Source organism: Candidatus Micrarchaeota archaeon, from assembly GCA_028866575.1.
Taxonomy (GTDB): Archaea; Micrarchaeota; Micrarchaeia; order Micrarchaeales; family Micrarchaeaceae; genus UBA12276.
The window spans coordinates 1-15852 of the sequence record JAGWHU010000012.1 but is presented as its reverse complement, the minus strand read 5'-3'; the positions used below and the strand labels follow the sequence as shown (position 1 = coordinate 15852).

Annotated in this window: 9 protein-coding genes; all 9 read right to left on the bottom strand. The window is 50.0% G+C overall.

Translation table 11 applies throughout. From position 1 onward, the window contains the following. Positions 1-7385 (bottom strand): hypothetical protein (locus tag KGI06_05555; protein MDE1871674.1); only part of this gene is annotated, 7385 nt, incomplete at its 3' end. Between the two features lie 40 nt (positions 7386-7425). Then, complete coding sequence (locus KGI06_05550; GenBank protein MDE1871673.1) at positions 7426-8223, bottom strand: MinD/ParA family protein; 798 nt, start codon at positions 8221-8223, stop codon at positions 7426-7428. Positions 8224-8233: 10 nt separating this feature from the next. After that, complete coding sequence (locus KGI06_05545) at positions 8234-9889, bottom strand: hypothetical protein (GenBank protein ID MDE1871672.1); 1656 nt, start codon at positions 9887-9889, stop codon at positions 8234-8236. 102 nt (positions 9890-9991) lie between these two features. Continuing rightward, positions 9992-10561: a pyridoxamine 5'-phosphate oxidase family protein gene (locus KGI06_05540; GenBank protein ID MDE1871671.1), complete on the bottom strand. Its 570-nt coding sequence runs from the start codon at positions 10559-10561 to the stop codon at positions 9992-9994. Positions 10562-10683: 122 nt separating this feature from the next. Then, positions 10684-11544: a hypothetical protein gene (locus KGI06_05535; GenBank protein ID MDE1871670.1), complete on the bottom strand. Its 861-nt coding sequence runs from the start codon at positions 11542-11544 to the stop codon at positions 10684-10686. A 202-nt stretch (positions 11545-11746) separates the two neighbouring features. Then, positions 11747-12070: a hypothetical protein gene (locus tag KGI06_05530; GenBank protein ID MDE1871669.1), complete on the bottom strand. Its 324-nt coding sequence runs from the start codon at positions 12068-12070 to the stop codon at positions 11747-11749. Positions 12071-12184: 114 nt separating this feature from the next. After that, positions 12185-13396 carry a hypothetical protein gene (locus KGI06_05525; GenBank protein MDE1871668.1) on the bottom strand — a complete coding sequence of 404 codons (1212 nt, stop codon included), beginning with the start codon at positions 13394-13396 and terminating at the stop codon, positions 12185-12187. Between the two features lie 13 nt (positions 13397-13409). Beyond that, positions 13410-14681: a glycosyltransferase family 2 protein gene (locus KGI06_05520; GenBank protein ID MDE1871667.1), complete on the bottom strand. Its 1272-nt coding sequence runs from the start codon at positions 14679-14681 to the stop codon at positions 13410-13412. Positions 14682-14689: 8 nt separating this feature from the next. Continuing rightward, positions 14690-15520 carry a DUF2334 domain-containing protein gene (locus KGI06_05515; protein MDE1871666.1) on the bottom strand — a complete coding sequence of 277 codons (831 nt, stop codon included), beginning with the start codon at positions 15518-15520 and terminating at the stop codon, positions 14690-14692. Positions 15521-15852: the final 332 nt, after the last annotated feature.

Sequence of the window (15852 nt, the reverse complement as noted above, 5' to 3'; positions counted from 1 at the left end):
GGGGATGCGGCGTATGAGTTTGACGTGGCTCCGGATATCGCGTTGCCGTTCGATCCGGTGCAGTCGGCGCTATTGCCGTAGTTGGCGTACCACTGGTATGAATATGGAGTTGTTCCTCCGGAGGTCGTGCTTGTGAGGGTTATGCTCTGGCCGCTGTCTATAGAGGCGCTTGACGGCGATATTACGGGCGCGTTCAGTACGGAATTGTAGCCTATTGCCTTGTATATCGAGTTGACAGTTGTGGGTATCGCGTCAGTTATTATCACATTTGCCTTGAATGTATTGGAGGTGTACAGTTGCGCAGGAGGCGTCCATAGCCATGTGTTGCTCGTGTACGAGTTGCTGGTGTAGAGTTGGCTGGCTATAACGTTCCCCGTTATCGAGTTGAGTATCAGGTAGTTGTAGTTGTACGGTCCTGTGCCGCCGCTGGTCGATGCAGTGAATAGAATGCTCTGGCCCTGGTCTATCAGTGTGTTCGACAATGTTAGGGTCGGCGTTGTCAGAGGTACGCTGACCGTAAATGTAAGAGTATTCGACACGGTAGCTGGGGTACTGGCGCTGTCCGTCACAAAGATGTTGGCGGTGAATGTTCCTGTGCCCCATGCGGATTGGATCTGGAACAGGAAGGTATTCGCCGTTATTGAATTTCCTTTGTAGAGCGCGTTTGCCACAAGGCCAACGCTGTTGTACACAAGGAAGTTGTACGTGTATGTTGATGTGCCGCCGCTGACCTGAGTGGTGAGGAGCTGGTACTGGTTCGGCGATGCTGCTGTGTTAGATGCGGTGAATGATTTTGAGAGTAACCTCGGATTCACCGTTATAGTGTTGGTTATTGAGTTTACTGTTGTCGGTGTCGTTGCGCTGTCTGTCGCTATGACGTTGTACTGGAATGTGTTTGTCCCTGGGGAATTGGCTATGAACGTCCAGGTGAGCTGGTTGGCTACGCCGTATTGTGAGAGAGGCGCGTAGTAGACAGAGTTGGTGTAACCCAAGCCTTGGGCGCTCCCGTCTATGCAGTAGATGTTGTTTGAGTTTGAGACGCAGCCGAAAAGATCTGTAGGTATAGGATATGCATATGTTGCTTGCCAATTGCCTATCGCACCTGAACTGAATATCTGGGAATAATAGACGCTGTTCGTTGCAGTTCCTAGGCCGTTTACCAGCCCGCCTACGCAGTAGATAGCTCCTGAATATGATACGCATTTTAGGGCTGCGGTGTTCGCAGGATAGGCGTTTGCAGTTTGCCACTGGCCCACTGCGCCAGAAGACAATATCGCCGAATAATAGACCGCATTCGTTGTTGTCGTTACCGTATAATCACCCGCCACGCAGTAGATGCTGTTTGAGTTGGTCATGCAGCTGAAAAGATCCGTGTTCGCAGGATAGGCGTTTGCAGTTTGCCACTGGCCTATTGCTCCCGAAGACAATATTGGCGCATAGTAGACGTCCTTGACCGCGCTGTTCGGTCCCGGATTAGAATAGCCGCCAATGCAGTAGATGCTGTTCGAGTAGGTGTCGCAGCTTTGGGAGCCGGCATTAGTCGGGTACACGTTGGCAGTTTGCCACTGGCCCACTGCGCCGCTTGAGAGTATTGGGGCGTAGTAGACGGTATTTGTGTAGGTTGTGCCTGTTAGTTCGCCGCCTATGCAGTAGATGTTGTTTGAATATGTCTTGCAGCTTGGGACGTATACGTTTGTTGGATAGGAGTTGGTGCTCTGCCAGGAGCCTATGGCCCCTGATGAGAGTACAGGGGCATAGTAAATGTCATTCCTTGCAGTTGAGCTATACCCGCCTATGCAGTATATGTTGTTGCTGTTTGATGTGCAGCTAAGCTCGTCCACATTTGTGGGATATGAAGTTGTTGCAAGCCATCTTTGATAGCCTATAATGTGGGCAATATTTCCGGTCACGTTGAAGAAGTTGATCGTATACGGTCCTGTGCCGCCGTTTAGCCCTGCAGTGTACACCTCCGTCTGGCCGCTATCGAGTATCGTGTTGCTCGGCGAAAGGGTTATGGACTGCGCTGGATTTATCGTTATCTGGTAGCTGTTCAGCGAATTTTCAGTTACTGGAGTGCTTGCGCTGTCCGTTACTACCACGTTGGCCTCCAGCGTGTTGCCTGCAAGATTGGAATTGCTGGCAAACACGAATGATGATGAGGAGCCCAGCTGGTTGGCTATAATCGCATCAGTCACAGAGTTGAATACAATAAAGTTGTAGGTGTATGGCGATTGCCCCTTGCTGACAGATGTAGATATGGTTATGGATTGCCCTGCATCCAATGTTACAGGGGATGCAGGAGTTATGGTCGGGGAGGTCATCTGCGGATTGACGACTATCTGGCTTGTTACAGAATTGAACACAAACGGCGTTGTGGTTCCGGTATCAGTGGCTATGCCGTTGTACTGCGGCGCGAATGCCGCACCTCCGGTATTCACCGCGCTGAACGTCACAGTATTTGCGCCGTTCAATTGGAGTATTACATTCGAGCCCTGCTGCACCGATCCGGTCACATTGTACAGTTCAGCATTGAATGTGCCCGAGCCACCGGAATCCGTAATCGTATATGTGATGTATTGCCCATCGTCAGTGACGGAATTTGAGGGGCTGATTGCCAGTGACGGTGCGCTGTTTATGGATATCTGGCTGGTATAGATCGAGTTCGCCTTTGTCGGGATGGTGTTCGAATCGGTAACTATGACGTTTGCCTTTACGGTGTTTCCTGCAATGCTTGCAGGAGGGGTCCAGAAGAAGCTGTTTGTTGTGGAGCTAACACCAGTATAAAGCTGGTTTGCTACCAGTGCGCCAGTTACAGTGTTTACGATTTGGTAGTTGTATGTGAACGGCGACGTTCCGGTGCCGGATGTAGATGAACTGAACAAAGTGCTCTGGCCTATGTCCAGCACTGTATTAGTTATAGTCAGCGTGGGCGTTGTGAGCGTCGGCGCCAACGTGTTCACAGTTATCGTGCTGGTATAAATTGAGTTGAATGTAACGTGCGTGGTCGCGCTGTCCGTTATTATTACATTGGCTTTGACGGTGTTGCCTCCGGCTGAGCTGGGCACGGCCCAGGAGAACGTGTTCGACGTGTATGAATTCGAGACGAGCATGTTTGCTATCAGCGACCCGTCTATCGTGTTGATTACCTGGTAGTTGTAGGTGTATGGAGAGCTTCCCCCGGAGAACGATGCGGTGAACACCTCCGCCTGCCCTGGATTGACAGTGGGAGTTATGGATGCGGTGAGCATAGGAGTTGAGGGCTTCGGATTGACCGTTATCGTGTTTGTCATGGAGTTGAATACGAGCCCTAGCGAATCCGTAATTATCACGTTGTACTGGAATGTGTTTGTCCCTGGCGAGTTCGCTGCGAAGGTCCATGTGATGGAGTTTGTTTCGCCCGTAACTATTGGCGAATAGTATACCGCGTTTGCCTGGCCCTCCGGCGTTGCCTCTCCAGCCACGCAGTAGATGCTGGTTGAATAGATATTGCACACAGGGTATTGCGTATTTGCAGGATATGGCTGCATTGCAGTCCATGATCCCAAAGTCCCACCGGAAAATATCGGTGCATAATATGCTGCATTCGTATATCCTATGACGTTATCGTATCCTCCCGTGCAGTAGATGCTGTTTGAGTATGTGTCGCAGCTGAGGTCTATTATGTTTGAGGGATAGGAGTTTGATGCCGCTGCCCATGAGCCTAAAGTCCCATCTGAGAGTATGGGCGCGCTGTAGACCGTCTTTGAATAATAATACGGTACGCCAGGAGTAAGGGAATTGGAATAGCCTCCTAGGCAGTAGATGTTGTTCGAGTATGTGACGCAGCTTTGCTGGTATACGTTTGTCGGGTAAATGGTGGCAGGTTGCCAAGAACCTACATCCCCTGATGAGAGAACAGGGGCATAGTAGACGGAATTGGTTTCCAGTATGCCCTTAACATTCCCACCTATGCAGTAGATGTTGTTTGAGTATGTGGTGCAGCTGTGGTCGTTTGCCTGAAGGGGGTAATCGCTTGCGGACAGCTGCCATGAACCCAGATCATTGTTGGGCGACAGGATTGGCGCGTAATAGACCGAATTTATGCTGCCTGTGACGAGTATGAACCCTCCTATGCAGTAGATGTTGTTTGACATGGTGACACAGCTCAATTCCTCTATGTTTGAAGTAAGATAATGCGTTGTTGATGCCCATGAACCCAGGGGGCCTCCAGGATACAGGATGGGGGAATAGTAGACGTAATTGCTAAAGAATGGCCCTGCATCAACACCCCCGACGCAGTATATGTTGTTTGAGTATGTGGTGCAGCTTTGTTTGTACACATTGTTTGGATACGGTGTTGTGGCGGACCAGCTTTGAGCCTCGCTGAAGTAGTATGCGGTCCTGCTGCCGGTGACATTGTAGAAGTTGGCAGTGTATGGGGCTACGCCGTTTGTTATTAGTGCGGTGTATGTCTCCGTCTGCCCGCTGTCCAGTATCGTGTTGCTTGGGTTCAGCGTGACAGATGCAGGGCCGCTCTCCACGACTATGGTGCCGGTATAAACGGAATTGAACACTTCATTTGTTGTCGCGCTGTCTGTTACGATCACATTGACTTTTATCGAGTTGCCTGCAGCTGCAGCAGGCACCTGCCACAGCCATGTGTTGCTTGTGTATGAATTGCCGGTGAACAGCATGTTCGCTATGAGGGAACCGTCCACAGTGTTTATAACCTGGTAGTTGTAGGTGTACGGGGCGCTGCCTCCGGAGAAGCTGGCGCTGAAGAGTTCGTACTGCGAGGCTTGCACCTGCGGGGTGTTTGATGCTGTGAGGGTTGGCGTCGTAGGTGCTGGATTCAAAGTTATTGTGCCAGTATAGACCGAGTTCAGAGTTGCGGGTGAGCCTGCGCTGTCCTTCACTATCACGTTCGCCTTTACGGTGTTGCCTGCAGCAGATGTGGGCACGACCCATACGAGCGTGTTGGATTTGTATGAATTCGATACCAGCATGTTGGTAACAAGGGATCCGGTGATGGTGTTTACGACCTGGTAGTTGTAGGTGTAGGATGGTGTGCCTCCGGTGAACGATGCTGTGAATACCTCAGTCTGCCCCGCGTCAAGTATGGTGTTGCTCGCGGTAAGTGTTGGCCTGCTAAGCGGCGTTGGCGGCGGTACCGTGCCAAGAGGCTGCGTGACATACCTGAACGTCATTGCGGCGCCGTTGCCGCCATTGCCTCCATTATTTGGGCTTGTGCCTGCTCCTGCACCGCCTGTAACGGTGTATGTGCCCGCAGTGTACAGGCTGTTGTAGGCAATCATTATGATGCCTCCGCCGCCACCTCCTCCCCCGTCGCTGGATGGCTTCCCGCCGCTTCCCCCGGGAGATCCGCCAGTAGCCAGGGTCGATCCTCCCGAGCCCCCGGGATTTCCGCTTGTCGTAGTGGTCGTTGAGCCGGCAAGCCCGTTGGCGACTATAGTACCTGCTATTACAGAGTTGGCCTGCAGGTAAACCCCATAGCTTCCGGATCCTCCGGTATCCGTGCCGCCGCTGCCTCCTCCTCCGCCTCCAGCGCCTGATACGTAGTTCACAAATCCATTATTGTACCAGTTCTGTATGTTTGCGTTGCTCAGCGTGGGAGCAGATGGCGTTGTGCCTGAGCCTCCGGTGCTTCCGTGCGCGCCTCCGCTTCCGCCTGCGCCTCCTGAGCCGCCGTACGAGCTAGTGTAGCTGCCCCCTGTGCCTGCGCCAGCGGTTCCGCCGTTGCCGGCAGTTCCGGAATTTATAGTCCCGGAGTTCTTTATCATGTTTCCGGTGAATATGCTGTAGCCGTTGGTTATCAGCGTGACGCCGCTGTTGATTATGATGTTGTTGCTTGCGTTCACGTCCCCGGTTAGCGTGGTGGTTGCAGTGTATGTTATGCTTCCCTGGCATGCGCCTCCTGCCCAGTTGTTCGTGCACTGCGTCGAGCCGTCCCATATCGGGTCTATGTTTATCGTAGTTATAGGCAGCGATCGGATTTTGGACAGGTTGTAGCCGCTTACGAATGCACCGTTGACTTTCCTGCCGTTGAGGGTGTAGGAAAGCTGCTCAGTTTCCCTGTGCGGCAGTTCCAATGCGCTTATCACGCTTGCATTGTAATCTGCAGAGTAGTTTATCGTATATGTCGGGATTGTTGAGTTTTTGTACAGGAAGATCGGCGACACAGCATCGGCAGTGGTGAATTCGAAGGACCATTCGTACTGAGCATTGGGGTCTATTTTCCCGGTTATCTTGAACCTGTTCACCCCTGAGCTTATCACTATCGGGCTTGAATTGGTGTCAACCCATCCCTGCTCGTTCCTGAATGCCTTCAAGGTTACCCTGCTCGTGTTCCCCTGCGCCTTGAGATCGTACGTCTTGCTGGAAATTACGGTCCTGTTCATGAGCTCGTATATTGCTACCGAGGTCATGTTCGGGTCTTTGTTCAGCGCCTTGAAGTATGCGCTGCTTATCACCAACGGATAATTGAACGTGCTCGATATGTCTATGTAAGTTGTTGCGACTATCTGTCCTCCCACGACATTGGGGTGCGAGTAATCGGTAGTCACGTTGGTTATTGATATGGTGCCGTTCAGGAACGCGTGCTTCTGGTTAATGTCTTTCGTGCCTATAACAGTCTGGTTCGGAAGGCTCAGGGTGTCAGATGTGCCAAGCACCCTCGTGCCGATTGACCCTGGCGCAGTTACGTTGAAAATGCTGCTATTGGTTTCGTTGCCGGTTGTGGTGTTTGTCGAATTGTATATGGCGTTTGCGGTGGAATTTATCGCAGTAATCGTTGTCTTGTTTGCCGATGCGTTTATTGTCGTGGTTGCGCTTGTCGTCGTGGTGTTCAGTGTGGCCGTTGAGGATGTCGTATTGGTTATCGATGAGGAGGTATCCGTAGTCGAGGTGGTGGATGACGTGACTATCGTGGTGTTCGCTGTTGTCGTCGGGATTGTGGTGGTATTTAACGTAGTAGGGATTGTTGAATTGGATTCAGGCCCAGTCGATGTCGAGGATGACTCAGTGGTCGTTGATGCGGTTGAGGATGTTGTTATTGCCGTTGTGTTGGTCGAGTTTGTTGCATTTATTGGTATCGTTGTTGTGCCCTTGGCCTTGGGTGTTTCCCGGATGGTTGTTGTGTTATTGATGTCTATCGTTGTCGTGTTTGTCGCATTCTGGTCCATAGTGGTTGTTGCGGTTGTGTTTGGCATTATGGTCGTGGTGTTGACCGATGGAATTACGGATGTGGTTGTCGCGCTTGTGGAGTTTGTTGCGTTGAGCAGGGCATTCGGCACGCTGAAGATCATGGGCCCGAACATCGCTATGTTGCCGAGCATGGCTAGCAGTATGAATAGCAGCGGTACTACAGCCAGATACCTCAACTCCATCTTTCTCACTGTACGGCCTTATTGCCTTTTTTGTGCTTGGTCAGCGCAAACGCAGCCCGAAGAGCCTTTTCAGGAAGCTGGCAATCCTTGCCCTAACCCCCATGTCCTCGAACCCCATAGTCAATCGCGAATCTGATGATGCGTATTTCTTTGCCATAGACCTTATCCCTTTGGAGAACCTCGAATCCGGGCCGAGCACATATGCCGGTATGTGCTGCGATATGCTTATCGGCACTATGTCATCCTCAGGCAGCGTCCCCCGCACCTTCTTCTCGTATATCTCCTCTATCTCCTCCAGGCTTATCTCGTACCTCTTGTTCCTAACCCTGTTGACCGCCAGGTTGTGTATGATCTTCATCTGGTTGTACCTGTTTGCCAGGCGCATGGAGCTGGTGCATGCTGACATTTCCGGCGTTGTGAGTATCAGAGCCTCGTCGTAGTATTTTGATATGTCCAGCTCCACGGAACCCGGAGCCGTATCGAACATGATGAAGTCGTAATTCGAGTTCCTGAGCGCCCCGCCGAGGCTGTCTATCCTGCTTGACGGCGGGGAAAACTGCTTCGTGTTCAATGTACCTGGAAGCACGTGAAGCCCTGTGGGGCTGTGTATCGCTATCGCGTCCCTCAGGTTAGCCCTTCCGTAGACCACGTCCCTGTAACCCGTGTTCGCCTTGTCAAGCCCCATGTGGAAACCAACGCTCGGATTGGTCGTGTCAGCATCTATCAGCAAAACCCTGTAGTTCAGGGACCTCAATGCTACGGAAAGGTTGACGGATATGGTAGTCTTGCCTACACCACCCTTCTGGGAGGATATCCCTATTATATATGGATTGCGCAATCGACGCACCTTATTCATTTACCTGCTCTTTTATGCTTTTCAGGCTTCTCGCCCTGTTTGCGTTGTATTTTGACCTATTTGCAGTTATAATTGCTCCATATGTTAATAAAACTATCACCAGCACCGCGCCGAGGGCTATAAGGTAGGTTTTTGCTTCCTTGCTTTCTATGTTGAAATTTAGAGGGAATGCTGCTGCTGCCTGGCCTACCATGGTGGAGTTGCCCTGGCCCTGCAGGACTATCACTGGCAGCGAGTACGTCACGTTGGCTCCCTGGGTGTTGGCGTACAGCGTGAATATCATGGTGCCTAGGGTATTGGAGGTTTCTATGCTGAAATCCCTGCTTATCAGCTCGTTTGGCGTGGCAAGCACGGTCTGCGTCGGGTTTAGCACAGTGGCGCCGGTGGGCGCGGTAATGTAGAAGTACACGTATTGCGGCGACGTGCCTGTGTACAATGCGCTTACAGATATGTTCTCCATGGAGTGCGTGTAGAACGTCGGCAGAGAAAAGTCCACTATTTTCAGTATGTTCATCGGCTTCAGCATCGAAGGCATCGAGAGCACGTTATGCACGTTCATGATGAAGCCGGTGCTCCTGGATGTGTTTATCTGGTAATAGCCGTAGGTCACCTGACCTGCAGGAAGGTACGGGATTGACCATTTTATCATGTAGGAGTTGCTTTCCCTTGTGACGTTTGCGTTGAGGCCGTAGGTCTTTATCGCAGGATAATTGTAGGTGGCGTTTGCAGGTATGTACGTTACAAGCGTCGCATCGGAGAGGCTGCCATTAGTGCCGCTGTATATGCTTATGGTCCCGCTGATGGAGCTGCTGGAGTTCAATGAGGTTATGTCGCTCAGGAGCGCGGGCTGCTCCCTGGAATAGTTGTATATCGTGAGTGCAAGCACCTCGGTAGCTGTGCTGGAGGTGCCGTTTGAATAGCTGGTGTTCAGGCTTATAGGTATGTAATAGGTAGATGCGTTGGTGCTTATGTTTATCGCATTCAGCAGGAACTGGACATACAGGGTTGAGTTAGGAAGCAGGTAGAGGCTGTCCGTGGAAAATTCTATAATGCCGGAATAGCTGCTGTTCGTTCCTATGCTTACGGATTCCGGAGAATGGCCGGTATTCATGAGCCCGAGCCTGTACACCGAGCTGCTTCCCTCAAACAGCGACACATACAGCGGCATGTACGCGATCGATAGGCCATTGCTCCCTTTTGCAGAGGGGCTTTTTGCCTGCTGGTCCATTGTATTTACCACATTATATCCCAAGGTCCTCTGCGCAGTAATGAAAGTGCTGCCGTTTGAGGCGTAGCTTGCGCTTACGATCACGGTGTGCGGTCCTGCCTGCGAGGTGCTGTTATATACCAGGAGCACCACAGACTCGTTCTGCTGCGGCGATAAGGGCCTGACTCCATATCTTTCAACCATGCTGGAGCTCCCGGCAAGTTTCATCTCCAGGGTTATGTTCCCTGCTGCCATGCCCCCTGTATTCTGCAGCGTCACAAAGACGGCTAGCGGCGAGTTTATGCCTACGCTCTCCGGCAGCGAAACGCCAGCTATCGAGACGTTGGCGCCGCCGATGCCCTGGGAAAATGCAGGCGCTGAAAGCACTGCAATCGCTATGGCAGAGAGCGCGACAAGCAACATAAGCCTACGGCTGCGCATGCTTATTATAAAAAAAAGGAACTATTTATCCTTTTTGCAATATGAGATTCAGAGGTAAAAAACCTTGAAATGCGTTCGTTGCTGCTCATGTTGCACCTTCTTTCATTTCAATTGTATTTCCATCCTCAGGTACCTGAATTCGCCGGCCTTTTTCTTTAGGTCGTTTATCCAGAATGCGGAGGTTGTCGCCTTGTATACACCTCTCGGCGCCCCGACGAAGTCGCCTGCCGATGGCACAGCCCTGTGCTTCCTTTTGTAAAGCAGCTCCAGGGCTTTCCTGATCCTAGGCCTGCTCTCCAATATGCGGGCCCTGGCCTTTATGTAAACCCCGATGCCCTCGCCGTCAGGAACCGTGGAGTCGTATACTACAAGCGCTACATTCGGGTTTGCCTCTATGTTTACGGAATGCACGCATTCCCTCGAGGATATCCAGTAGAAGTTGTAGTCCTTGTCGTATGCGCAGAAAACCGGGGTGTTCCAGGGTACTGACTTTTTGTTTGATGTTGCGATCGTTATGTATGGTATGCGCTCAAGCACTGCTCTTGCCTTCTTGGACTCCTCGCCCTTGTTTGATATTGTCTCACCGATCGTTACCCTCAATTCAGCCTCCTTTCTTGTTATCCTTCTCTTTGGGTATTGAGAAAGGTAATTTTTGACAGGTTTGTTTGCCATTGTACTACCGGATGATACTACCATTTTGGGTAGTATCTACTGCAAATGAAATTTTATAAACCTTTGTGACGGCAGCAGGCCAATCTGGCGTCCGCTGCCATGCTGCCTAACTTGCAAAAAAATCAGATTACGAAGACGTCCGCCTTGTCGCCCTTCACTGGGCCCTTGCCGTTGCTCTTGCCGCTGCATATCCAGTAGCCGTACACTCCCATGCTGTTGGGCAGCTTGAATGAGGTCCTGCCTCCTGTGTCGTTAGCGACAAAGGATGCTATGGTGGTGCTGTTTGAGCATCCGGTCCAAGGCTTTATGTAAAGCGTCGTGCCGCTGCAGTCTGACAATCCCCTAACCACTGCCTCAACATTGGATGAAGTAGATGCAGGATCCGGCATGATCGTGAGTATTGCTGAGCCGTGGCAGCCGTTGGTCTTCTTGCTTGAAGGGGTTATTGTGGTTGTCGGAGGTATGGTTGATGTGCTGCCGCTCTGCACGAAGACCTCTGCCTTGTCCTTGGCGTTGCCCTGGATTGCTCCCCTTGCCCCGCATACCCAGTAGCCGTATACGCCATCGGTTCCAGGGGCGTTGAATGTCACGCTGCCTCCTGTGTCGTTAGCCACAAAAGACGCTATGGTGGTGCGGTTGTTGCATCCGGTCCACGGCTTTATGTAAAGAGTCACGCCTGCGCAGTCGTATAGCCCTCTTACCACGGCCTTTATAGTGCCGGATGGCGCATTGGGCTCTGTCAACAGCGTCAGAACAGGTGTTCCGGCGCATTGCCCGTAGCCGTATCCCGAGGATGAAGGCTTGAATATCACCTGCTGGTTTATCGGGCTGTAGATATAGCCCTGTATGGAGCTCGCATTCAGGGATGTTATGCTGCCTGAAGCTATTACAAGTGCAGCGACCAGCAATGCCGCTGCCGCTGCGAACATCCTGCTGTTATTTGCAACATAGCGCCTGAATGAAGCGCCACGACTATTATTCATCTGATAAACCTGAGCAATATTAACTAATAACTCTGTCCTAATTGGTATTTATACCTTATGCTTTCTTAAGGTCGGATACAAATAAGCCCTTTGCTTGAAAGAAGGGTTTACGACTGCAGAGATCCAATCAATAGAGGGGCTGTCCCGCTAATATGGAGTTTTCAAGCATTAAAATAAAGGAAAAAAGAGCAAACAACCCAATTCAGGTAGAGGAATTGGTGCAGTGCGGGTTGTGATCCCCTGCTGTGCCCTTGTTGCACTCGAATATCGTAGTGGTTGTGTTCTGCTCGCATGCATATCCGAAATGCCCAGGATTGCACGGCTTTGGCCCGTTCCCGGGTTTGTTTATCGGATTAACGAAGAAATTGTACAACTGGCTCCTGAAACCATTGAAGCCGTTGAATAGGTCGAACTTGAAGCTCTTGAAGTTGAAATTGAATGATGCTGCTGAAACTACAGAAGTTGTGAGAAGAAGCATCACCACTGAAAGTGAAGCGACAGTAGCTACGAACTTGTTCCTTTGCATAGTCAATCACTATCAATTGTTTATGTGCAAGGTAGTATATAAGCATTATTTTTTATTGAGGTTTTTGAATAAAATAAATTTTATATTAAATGAATTGTCAGGATAACACTGGGTTCAATCGGATTTGCCTTTCAGCACGTAAAACGACTTGACAGTTATCCCAACATTGCCGGTAGTCTCTATGGAGAATGGATATCTGCCGTAAGGGCGGGCCCTTGCGAATTTGTAGTTCAGGCTTGCGACCTTTGTGGACCAAAGCCCTCCGACATCCCAGATCTCAACCTTCACGCTTGTATTTTCCACCTGTGCATCAACCTCGTAGGTGTGGCCTTTCTTAAACGTAAATCTTACCCTTGAGCTATTGAAAGTCGGGTCGGTGCTGTTCGGCTCAGATCCCTGCGCGTAATACCTGACTATTGGGAAGACGCGCTGCACGCCGAGGTAATTGTACTGGAACGAATCGAATATTACCGTTTCATTGTGTCCCGGATCGTACATATTTTCAAAATCCCAACCGAACCTGATGTAGGTATTGTTTAGCTGCGACTCGTTTGAGCTGACATTCTGGACTTTGAATACAATCCTCATTGTGAAGTTCTCCGGCGTAACGTTCTTGGACAACACCCTGACGTGGTCCCCGTTGCTCGGGTATTGCGATTGCCTTACGTTCTTCAATACCAGGCCGCTGCTGTTTGTCCAGAAAACGCCGTACTGTGGAAGACCTATTGGGGAATACCAATTGCCACCCAGATCGTTGTTGTACCTGCAAATGTTGTGCTGCACAACAACATCATGGATTGGTATGTTTGTGTCGTTGTTGTAGGCCTTTACGGAGCTGATGTTGCTCATGTTAAGGCCCAGTGTGCTGTTGTACTGCCAGAAAAGGAAGTTGGTCCCGTTGACTACCATGAAAGCTTTCCACTCCCTGTCCTGGCCCGTGCAATTCAGGTAATAGTTCGGAAACAGACCGGTGGACCAGTCTTCGCGCGGTATTTTGGAGTTGTTTATCCCATAGAGGGTAACGTTTTCCCCTTTAGAGTTGGTCAATACAAGGTCTATCCTGCTGATTTTTGACCAATTCCTGATGTTCGCAAATGCTGTTATGATTCCGTAATTCTGCCATTTGGTTAAGTTTTCGTTTGTAGAGTTTATTACCCTGAAGTTTCCAGAGTAATTGGTGAAGTTCTCGCCGAGGTACGGCTGATAATGTGCCTGCTCGCTTTCATATAATGTTTTCCTGATTACGGTAGTGTTGCTGAGGTAGAAAACAGCAGCAATTGCCAAAACCAGTGCGAGAACCAACAAAAGCTTATACTTGTCATGCACAAAATCGACCTTATTATCTAGTCCCCCATCCGTTGTCCTTCATGTTGAACCATGCATATACGGCCAAGAACTGCATTATTGTAAGGTTGAATATGACCCATAGGAACATGTATACTCCGGAAAAGTCCTCATCGTACAGTTTGCTGTAACTCGTATATGCAGCAGCAACTATCAGTACCCCAACCAGATAGAACGGCAGCACGGACAGGCCTGCAAACAGCGGCAATATGAATACAAGCCCCAAGGCCACGAGTGGCGACAGCATGTTTGTTATCGCATACGTATAGAATATTACCGGGAATCCCTTTTTCCTTTTGTACATGAATTTCGACTGCCAAAGCACCTCCCTGTTGAAGGATTTCCTCCATCTTAACCTTTGCTTGAGCAGTCCTTTTATTGTCAATGGTGCATGGGTTGATGTCCTTGCCTGGGGCAAATATACCGTCTTCCAACCGTTCCTCAACAACAGTGTGGTCAGGCCCCTGTCCTCTCCGTATGTGCATTTGACCCCCAGGAATTTTTGGTTGATCCATTCGTCAAGAAATTCCAAAACCGCCTTCTTCCTGTAGGCTGAGCCGCATCCGGAAAGACATGTCACTGAATCAAACAGCGCCTCGTATTTCTTGTAAAGATGGAAGCCAGTGAAATAGTTGGTTTCTTGCATCTTGGAGAGGGTATTTTCCTGTATGACGTTTGCATGCCCGCAAACCCCGCCTATCTCGCTGTTCTTGAAGGGCTTGACTATCTCCCTCACGAAGTCCTTGGCCAGCAGCGTGTCGCTGTCCATAACTGCCACGATGCTGCCGTTTGCCTTCTTGAAGCCCTCGTACAGGGCGTATCTTTTCCCCCTGTTTTCCTTGCAGTCTATGAAGGTAAACTTGTGCTCTTTGAGCATTTCATTTATGTATGCGGCTGTATTGTCCGTTGATCCGTCATTTACAACTATGACCTCCAATTTGTCCTTCGGATAATCTACGGAAAGGGCGCTGAGTATTGTTGGCTTTATCGCGTCCTGCTCGTTGTATGCGGGTATTACTATTGTAACCGCTGGTTGGTAGCTGACCTTGAGGTATTTTGTTGGGTTGTACAAGAACGCCCCGGGGAACCTTGATATTACGGTGAACAGCACCATGATTGTGTAGGCTACCAGGAGTATGATGAATGCATTCAGCGACACCAGCTTTATCACGATATAACTGTAGAATATTGCTATTGCTAAAGATGTCAAGAATAATGCAAGATAGACGACATTCAATTTGCTCATTTTTACATGTATGTATTCCAAGCTCATCACTAGTTGCATTTCACCATGTCCTTGAAGTTTCCGAAGGACACGTTAAGGGCCTGCAGGCCATCAAGCATGTTATTGAATTGCGCAATGGACGTGGTATTCAAGCGGTGCGTGTAACTTCCGTTCCTGACCACTATGTAATCCTGCGGGTGTATCAGGATCACGCATATGTTTCCTGTCTTGAACTTGCTCTCGCAGCCGTTGATTATTTCGTTCGTCGAGGCAAGGGAGTTGTTGCTCGATTGCAGGTTCTCGTCCGTTTCCCTCACCGCGATTGTATATCCTATCCTTGTTACGTTGGAGGTGAAGTTGTTATCCCCCTGCGACGCGGATACCACCTTGAACCCGAGGGCATTCATGGCCCTTAGCGCGTTTGAGTCATAGGCATCGTATGGCGGGACGAATGTTATAGGATGCACCCCCAGCGCAGTAACCAGGTCGCTGTTGCCCAATTCCATAAGCGCTAGCGTCTGGTTATACGTCATGTTTGTCATATTCCATTCGTTTGGGGTGTGGTAGGTCCCGTGCTGGTCTATTTCCACCTTTGGGTTTTTCTCAACGCTTATCAGGTAATTGGTCATGCGGGCATCGGCGCTGATGTTGTTCGGTATAACGCCTACTACCATGGGCAGGTTCCTCTGGATTGCTACATCGCTTATAATCGCTATGGATGCATTATCAAAGGCAAATTTCTGGACGTCGTCCATTCTGAGCACTACCGTGGGCTTGTTGGGGTATGCGAAGCTGCAGTTAGTCGAGTTTGCGTAGAATATCTGGCTGGTGGGCTTCATCGAATGGGGCAGCAAAATGCTCGGGAAGACGTACAGGACCAAAGTTAGCACTACCAATCCCATTACTAATGCTAGATCTATGATCTTGTTTATGCGATCGCCCCGAATACTTGTGTGCTGGTTTTTGCCATCGCGGTCTTATCACGAACCGGTGATGGCAAGCCGTCTGTTGGTTAATACCTGATTATGGCTCTTTTTCCAGTCATATTTAAATCTTTCTATTGGCAGGCGGTGTAGAAATCCTTCCAAAACAAAATAAAATGATTCATGTACCTGTAAATATTGTACACAATATCGACTACAACCATCTCCTTTCTTTGCATACGGAGCAGTCTACTCCTAAGACCATCTCCAAACTTGTTCTTCTCGACAAA